At 64.3% G+C, this 7,386-nt stretch carries 5 protein-coding genes; 2 read left to right on the forward strand and 3 right to left on the reverse strand.

Going from position 1 to position 7,386, the window contains the following annotated elements; all coding sequences use genetic code 11:
• Positions 1-233 precede the first annotated feature (233 nt).
• The gene (locus tag NKI72_RS33415; RefSeq protein WP_023675986.1) at positions 234-473 is read left to right on the forward strand and encodes a Trm112 family protein; all 240 of its coding nucleotides are present in this window, start codon (positions 234-236) and stop codon (positions 471-473) included.
• 42 nt (positions 474-515) lie between these two features.
• Here NKI72_RS33415 and NKI72_RS33420 read toward each other — a convergent pair whose 3' ends face one another.
• Genes NKI72_RS33420 through NKI72_RS33430 form a run of 3 tightly spaced genes read right to left on the reverse strand, consistent with a single transcriptional unit; the run spans position 516 to position 6,314 of the window.
• Positions 516-3,824, reverse strand: a complete 3,309-nt coding sequence (locus NKI72_RS33420) for an error-prone DNA polymerase (protein ID WP_352834856.1) — start codon at positions 3,822-3,824, stop codon at positions 516-518.
• Entirely contained in the window at positions 3,821-5,299 is a 1,479-nt protein-coding gene (locus tag NKI72_RS33425) for a DUF6504 family protein (RefSeq protein WP_352834854.1), read from the reverse strand. Before NKI72_RS33425 ends, NKI72_RS33420 begins: the two co-directional genes overlap by 4 nt.
• Complete coding sequence (locus NKI72_RS33430; protein ID WP_352834851.1) at positions 5,232-6,314, reverse strand: ImuA family protein; 1,083 nt, start codon at positions 6,312-6,314, stop codon at positions 5,232-5,234. Before NKI72_RS33430 ends, NKI72_RS33425 begins: the two co-directional genes overlap by 68 nt.
• A gap of 524 nt (positions 6,315-6,838) precedes the next feature.
• Between NKI72_RS33430 and NKI72_RS33435 the strand changes: the two genes are divergently transcribed.
• Positions 6,839-7,261: a metallopeptidase family protein gene (locus NKI72_RS33435; RefSeq protein ID WP_023680515.1), complete on the forward strand. Its 423-nt coding sequence runs from the start codon at positions 6,839-6,841 to the stop codon at positions 7,259-7,261.
• Positions 7,262-7,386 lie beyond the last annotated feature (125 nt).

The raw sequence follows: 7,386 nt of genomic DNA on the forward strand, positions 1-7,386 counted from the left end.
CCAGTAGGCCAATCAGGTTAAGCACACCCTTCATGCAAAGCCCTCCTTGTGGGAGAAGGTGGATTGGCGCGCAGCGCCAAGACGGTTGAGGGGTGCTGGACGGAGTGTCGTCGGTGCCAAGCTGGAACACCCCTCATCCGACCGAGCTTCGCTCGGCCACCTTCTCCCACAAGAGGAGAAGGAAGTTCGCGCTCGAAACCTTAACCCGATTGCCCTGTGGAAGGACAAACCAAATGGCGGATGGACGTGACGGGAACAGGACTGTCGACCCCAAGCTGCTGGAACTCTTGGCCTGCCCGCTGACCAAGGGGCCGCTTGCCTGGGATCCGGAGCGCGGCGAGCTTATCTCGCGGGTGGCAAAGCTTGCCTATCCGGTGCGGGACGGCATTCCGATCATGCTGCCATCGGAAGCGCGTGTCATCACCATAGATGATGCCATGCCACCGCCGCCGCGCCTGGGTGGAACGCCCTGAGTGCTGCGGTTCAGAGCCGCTCCGTCGCGATCTTTCGCGCCTCTATTGAAAATTGCGCCCTTTGGGCATGACCTTCTCTGCCTTTCCCAATAGTTCCGTTTGCGCGATGCTGCCGGGCTGAGCCTCGTCTGCACTGCTCGACAGTCTGTCCGCCGGCCTTGCCTGCTCAAGCAGCACCGACAGCCACGGCGTCAGATCCTCGACCTTCTCGGCGACGATATGGATGACGTCCGATTCCGATTGCAGCTTGCCGGTGACGCGGATGAGACGCGCGCCCATGACGATGGGGCGGAAGCGGTCAAAAGTCCTTTCCCAGAAAATGATGTTGGCGACCGCATTCTCGTCTTCCAGCGTCAGGAAAATCGCCTTGCCATTGCCCGGCCGCTGCCGCACCAGCACGAGGCCGGCGACCGAAACGCGCCGGCCGTCCCGCACCTGGCCGAGCCGCACATTGGGCGTGACGCCGGAACGATCCAGCCTTTGACGCAGGAAGGCGACCGGGTGCGCCTTCAGCGACAGGCCAAGCGAGCGGTAGTCGTGGACGACGTGCTCGCCGAGCGGCATTGTCGGGAGCCTGGTTGCAGGCTCCAGATCGCGCAAGCGGATCGCCGGCTGGTCGAACAGCGGCAGCTTTTCGGCGGCACTCTTGCCGTCGAGCGCGCGGACCGCCCATAGAGCGTCGCGACGGTTCAATCCAAGCGACCGGAAAGCGTCGGCCTGCGCCAGTTTTTCGATCTCGTCGACGTTGAGGCCCGAGCGCAGCCAGACGTCGCGTACGGATGCATAGCCGGCGCCGCGCCGAGACACAAACGCTTCCATGCGCTCCTTCGACAGGCCCTTGACCTGGCGAAAGCCGAGCCGGACGGCATGGCTGGTCCGGATGACGCCGCGCATCTGGGCATGGCGGTCAAGGATACGATCCGGATCGAAAGGCGATTTCTCCAAGGCGCAATCCCAGCCGGAAAAATTGACATCGACCTCGCGGATCTCGACGCCGTGGTCATGCGCGTCGCGGACAAGCTGGGCCGGCTGGTAAAACCCCATCGGCTGGGAATTCAGGATCGCGGCGCAGAACACGTCGGGATAGAAGGTCTTGAACCAGCAGGAGGCATAGACCAGCAGGGCGAAGGAGGCGGCGTGGCTCTCGGGAAAGCCGTATTCGCCAAAACCCTCGATCTGCTTGAAGCAGCGCTCGGCGAAGTCTTTTTCGTAGCCCTTGGCGACCATGCCGTCGACCATTCTCTTGCGGTAATTGCCGATCGTGCCGGTGCGCTTGAATGTCGCCATGGCGCGGCGCAGTTCATCGGCCTCGCCCGGCCTGAAGCCGCCAGCAACGATGGCGATCTTCATCGCCTGCTCCTGGAACAGCGGCACGCCCAGCGTCCTGCCGAGTATTTTTTCCAGTTCCGGCTTGGGATATTCGGGTTTTTCCTTGCCTTGCCGGCGGCGCAGATAAGGGTGGACCATGTCGCCTTGGATCGGGCCGGGCCGCACGATCGCCACCTCGATGACGAGGTCGTAAAAGCTTTTCGGCCGCAGCCGCGGCAGCATCGACATCTGCGCGCGCGATTCGATCTGGAAGACGCCGATCGTGTCGGCACGGCAGATCATGTCGTAGACATGCTTGTCCTCGGCAGGCAGAGTGGCCAGCACATAGGGCAGGCCGTACGCGTCCCGCGCCTGCGGATAATGATCCTGGAGCAGGGTGAAGGCGCGCTGCAGGCAGGTCAGCATGCCGAGCGCCAGCACGTCCACTTTAAGGATTTTCACCGCGTCGAGATCGTCCTTGTCCCACTCGACCATCTTGCGCTCGTCCATCGCCGTCTTGACGATGGGCACGATCTCGTCGAGCCGGTCCCGGGTGATGACAAAACCGCCGACATGCTGCGACAAATGACGGGGAAAGCCCATGATCTCGTTGGCGCATTCGATCACATGCCTTGTCGATGGATCGGTCTGATCGAGGCCGCCGGCCTTTGTCTCCTTTTCGCCGAGCTCCGAGGTCGACCAGCCCCAGATCGAACTGGACAGCGCGCCCCGGACGTCGTCCGACAGGCCCATCGCCTTGGCCACTTCGCGCATCGCCGAGCGGCCCCGGTAGCTGACGACGGCGGCGGCCAGCGCGGTGCGCTTGGTGCTGTATTTGGAATAGATGTACTGGATGACCTCCTCGCGCTTTTCATGCTCGAAATCGACGTCGATGTCGGGCGGCTCGTTTCTTTCCTCGGAAATGAAGCGCTCGAAAAGCGTTTCGATCTTGTCCGGGCCGACTTCGGTGATGCCAATGCAGAAGCAGACGATCGAGTTGGCGGCAGAGCCGCGCCCCTGGCAGAGAATGTTCTGGCTGCGGGCGAATTTGACGATGTCGTGGACAGTCAGGAAATAGCGCGCGTAGTTCAGGCGCTCGATCAGAGCGAGCTCCTCCTCGATGCGCTGCGTCACAAAAGCGGGCACGCCCGAGGGGTAGCGGATGGCGGCTCCCTCCTTGGCCAGCCTTTCCAGTTCGGCCTGCGGCCCAAGACCCGATTCCGTCGGCTCGTCGGGATAGTTGTATTGCAGGTCACTGAGCGAGAAGGTCAGCTCGCCGGCAAAACGCAGCGTTTCCGCCAGCGCTTGCGGATGCCTGCGGAAAAGCCGTGCCATCTCCAGCGGTGGCTTTAAGTGACGCTCGGCATTGGCCGCCAGCTCCAGTCCCACCTCAGCGACGGGCACATTGAGGCGGATCGCCGTCAGCACGTCCTGCAGCGGGCGCCGTTCCGACGTATGGTAGAGAACATCGTTGGTCGCCATCAACGGGATGCCGGCCAGATCCGCCATCGCCGCCGCCTGCTCGATACGGAAGCGGTCGTTGCCGCGGTAATCCGGCGAAACCGCAAGCCGCAGGTTTTCACCGAAACGATCCTTGAGCCGGCTAAGGAGTGCGAGGCTGGTTTCCGCGTCCGCCGACACATCCGGCAGTATGGCGAGCGACAGGAGATCGCCCCATTCGAGAAGATCGCTCTGTTTGAGGAGCGTCGCCCCTTTTTCGTTCTCGTCACGCAGATTGGCCTGTGTCAGCATGCGGCAGAGATGCCCCCAGCCCTTGCGGTCCTGCGGGTAGGCGAGGATGTCCGGCGTGCCGTCGCAAAAAACCAGGCGGCAGCCGGGATGATAGGAAACACCCTCCACCTTGGCCTGCTGCCAGGCGCGCACCACGCCCGCCACCGTGTTGCGGTCGGCGAGACCGATCGCCGAAAACCCCAGGAATTTTGCCGCGACCACCAACTCCTCCGGTTTCGAGGCACCGCGCAGAAACGAGAAGTTCGACTGGATGCCGAATTCGGCATAGGGGTTGGCCGTCAGCGCATTCATGCGAAGATCCCATGCATGAACCAGCGCGGCGGGACTTGAGAGGCGCCGTAAAGGCCCTGGCGATAGAGCCAGTAACGGCGGCCGTCGGCATCCTCGATGCGGAAATAATCCCGGGTCGGGGCATCTTCTCGTCCCGCCGCCCCTCGCCACCATTCCGGCGCGATGCGCTCCGGCCCTTCGGCGCGCACGACCCGGTAGAGCGCGCGCCGCCAGCGGAAGTTCAAAGGCGGGCCTTCCGGCATTTCGGTGGCCGGCACCTCGATCGGCTCGGGCGAACGGAAAAGCCGGATCGGCCGTTCCGGCTGGAAGACGGTCGTGGGAGCGTCCTTCGCCTTGTCCGGCTGCTTCGGCGGCGAGCTTCTCTGCGGCGCCTCCGTGAAGGGAAGGGTGGCGACGGCGCGCTCCGGCAAATGGCTCTCGACGGCGACCGGCTTCAAGACCGCGCCTTCGCCGAGCCGGGCGCGAATGCGGTCGGCAAAAAGCGCGATATCGGCACCGTCGTCGCTCGTCTCGCCGGCAAGGTCGGCCTGCTGCATGTCGAAGGCGGCGGCGGTCAGCACCGAAAGGCGCACGAGATCGAAGCCATAGCCGGCGTCGATATCCTGTTCGAGCGCGGCAAGCCTTTCGTGGAACAATTTCTGGATCAGCCGCGGCTCGCGCAGAGGCCGCGAGGTGCCGACGGCGATGCGGCTGACGCCGCCATCGACGCGGAAAAGCAGCAGCGCCAGCCGCCTTGCGCCTTCGCCGCGACGCTCGAGGTCGCTCTTCAAGGTGGTCGCCAGCATGCCGGTCAGCCGCTCGATGTCCTCGGTCAGCATGATCGGCTCGGCAAGGTGACGCTCGACCGAAAGCGGTGCCACCGGCAGGCGCGGCGACACGGCCTCCTCGAGGCGGCCAAGCGCCTGGTCGAGGCGCAAGAGCAGCGATGCGCCGAAGCGGCGGGCCAGCGGCGCGCGCGGTGCCGCCATGACGGCGCCCGCCGTGCGCAGGCCGACGCTTTCGAGGCTGGCGCGTACCTCCGGGTCGATGCGCAGCGCCGCCAGCGGCAAGGGCGCGAGAAGCGCTTCCTCCTCACCATCGGGCACGATGCGGTCGCCAGCAAACCGCGCCGCCGCCCAGGCAGCACCAGGCGTGGCGGCAAGCCCGGCGCGGACATCGAAGCCCTGATGGAAAAAACGCGACAGGATATCGTCCAGCATCGAGCGTTCGCCGCCGAAAAGATGGGTGCAGCCGGTGACGTCGAGATAGAGGCCGTCGGTCCCGTCAAGCGCCACCAGCGGGGTATAGCGGTCGCACCAGTCGGCGAGGCCTTCGAGCAGGCGCCGGTCGGCCTCCGGATCGGCCTCCACGATGTCGATCGAGGGATGCATGGCGCGTGCGTCGGCTATGCCCATGCCGCGCTTCAGATTAAGCGCCTCGGCCCGCTCGTCGAGGGCGGCGATGCGCTGGGCGTTCCGGTCGCGGTGACTGATCACCAGCGGCAGGTGATCCGACGGCCGGGAACGCCAGGACCGCCCCAGACGCTGCCGCAGGATCCTCTCGGCGGCGAGATGCGGAAACCACAGGGATAGGATTCTTTGGCCGTTCTGGGGCCCATTCCTGAGACCTTCCTTGCTCGCCCCGTCTTTCTTCGAATATGCGTTCATCGGGGTTCCACTCCAGTGTGAATTTTCCGGACAAGGCCGTGCAGCTCTTGCCGATGGCGACGGTGAAGGCGGGCCGGCCGATCGAGCCGGCGAGCGGCCCGGCAAGCGTCTTACGCGTTGCCGCCGGTGCCGCCGACAGGATGAGGCGGACGGGCGCTGCCGTCGGTTCGGGCTCGCCGGCCTGGCGCAGCAGGAACAGCGGCCGGCCCGCACTCTGCGCGCGGGCGTGCAGCCGCCGCGTCGCGGTGAGGTCAAGCCGCTGCGGGCTGCCGCGGATTTCGAGGATGACGGCGGCCAGCGCCGTCATCCGGGCAGCCTCCTCGGCGATCCACAGCGCATCGAGCAGCCCTGGCGCCTCGGAAAACAGCAATTGCTCCGGCTCGATGCCGAAGAAGGCGTGAAGCCCCCTGGCATAGGGAAAGCCGGCCTCGCGGAAAACCTCGGATGTGCCGATCCACAGCACCGGCAATCGCGGCCCCTGGCTGAGGATCAGGCTGACGAGCGACAAGGCAAAACCGGCAACGGCCCCGGCATCGCGGGTCGCGGCGCCATGAAACTCGCTCACCGCCGCCTTCGGCAGGCCGCCGCTCAGCGCAGCATCGAGGCGCTCGGCGCCGGTGCGCAAAAACGCATCGGGCGGCGCCACGGCGAGGCCGCGCCGGACAATGGTCAGATTCCGAGCGGGTGTCGGATGCCGAGAGGGTGTCAGACTCTGACGAGGGACATCCGCGTCAAACGACGAACTGGCCGGCGCCTCCAGGCGCTCGGGCAAGGTCCCTTCGATCTTCGCGATCTGGCGGCGCAGGGCAAAAACAGTCTCCCGCGCCACGGCGCTTGTCGCCATGACGGTCAGCTTCCACTCACAATTGTTCCTGTTATGTTCCCTATAGATTCCAGAGGGAGGATGAAGAGTCAAGCGGAGTCATGGGGAATTTATTCCTGCCCGATTTTAGCGGGCCGTTCACGAAACAGGAACTGCCCGTGAGTTATCGACCCGGCCGCTTCCGGGCCATCCCTAAAACCAGCCAGACGATCATGACGCCTATGATGGCGCCGACAAGCATCCGAAGCAGGCTGACCAACTCGGAATTCCTGCCGAGATAACTGGTCAAGACCACCAGCACCAAAAGAAGCAGTGCGCCAAACACTCCACAAATTGCAGCGCTTCTGACGAATTGGTTGCTGAATGGCATTTGAACACTCGACTCTGACAGAACGATGGAGGTTCGGCTTCGGGTATGGCGGCGTCCATCATCTCGCAAAGGCCATCCCTAGACCAGAGCGGATGACAGATTGCGCCCTTGAATCTGCCGCGTCATTTGCCGAGTCCGGCCTGAAAGCCTATATGCCGGGATCAAAGGACAAAGCATGGCTCGCATCTACCAAACACGCATCTGGCACGACCAGCTTTCGCCAACGATGGAGGAAATCGAGCTCCTGGCGCTGGAGGCCTATGCCCATCTGCCGGAGGACTTTCGCAAGTTGACCGGCGAGATCGTCATTCAGATCGCCGAATTCCCGACCGACGAGATCATGGACGACCTTTCGCTGGAAACGCCCTTCGACCTGCTCGGCCTGTTCGAGGGGCGCGGCATCGCCGAGCGCTGGAATCCGCAGACCGGCGAGGGGCCGAACCGCATCACCCTCTATCGTCGCGCCATCCTCGACTACTGGGCCGAGAACGAGGAAACGCTGGGCGACATCGTCACCCATGTGCTGATCCACGAGATCGGCCACCATTTCGGCCTGTCGGACGACGATATGGAGAAGATCGAAGAGGCAGCAGAGTGAGCGACCCCGCTCCTCGTCATCCTGGGGCGGAGCAAGGAGCGAAGCGACGCGGCGCAGACCCCAGGATCCATATGTGGACGGCGCCCTGCCTGCAACGGTTGTTTTGCGTCGTTTTCGATCGCTTG

It is taken from the genome of Mesorhizobium sp. M0437 (assembly GCF_040321335.1).
Taxonomy (GTDB): domain Bacteria; phylum Pseudomonadota; class Alphaproteobacteria; order Rhizobiales; family Rhizobiaceae; genus Mesorhizobium.

Coding starts and splice junctions, on each gene's coding strand:
- NKI72_RS33415 (WP_023675986.1), top strand. CDS start 234: ATGGCGGATGGACGTGACGGGAACAGGACTGTCGACCCCAAGCTGCTG.
- NKI72_RS33420 (WP_352834856.1), bottom strand. CDS start 3,824: ATGAATGCGCTGACGGCCAACCCCTATGCCGAATTCGGCATCCAGTCG.
- NKI72_RS33430 (WP_352834851.1), bottom strand. CDS start 6,314: ATGGCGACAAGCGCCGTGGCGCGGGAGACTGTTTTTGCCCTGCGCCGC.
- NKI72_RS33435 (WP_023680515.1), top strand. CDS start 6,839: ATGGCTCGCATCTACCAAACACGCATCTGGCACGACCAGCTTTCGCCA.